At 65.6% G+C, this 314-nt stretch carries 1 protein-coding gene; it reads left to right on the forward strand.

Annotated features, from left to right (window positions below):
* Window positions 1-314: RHS domain-containing protein (locus tag ACV22V_RS32655; RefSeq protein ID WP_448016860.1), on the forward strand; the 314-nt coding region annotated here is incomplete at both ends.

Below are 314 nucleotides of genomic sequence, written 5' to 3' on the forward strand. Positions count from 1 at the left end.
CCGCAAGTGCCGCATCTGATGAACGCGGGCAGCGGCTGGCGGGATGCGGAGCGGCGTCGGCTGAAGCAGGAGCACGGCTATGGGCTGACGTTGTACGGTTGGGACGGCGATACGCTGGCGTATGAGACGTCGTGGGACAAGCGCGAGACGACGCACTATGTGTATGAGCCGGGAAGCTTCACGCCGCTGTTGCGCGTGACGGGGCCGGCGGTGCTGGGGGATGGGGAGAACGAAGCGCCGGATCTCACGTCGCTGGCGTACTACCATTGTGATCAGATCGGCACGCCGCAGGAGTTGACGGACGAGGCGGGTGA

This window comes from Burkholderia sp. AW33-5 (genome assembly GCF_053427615.1).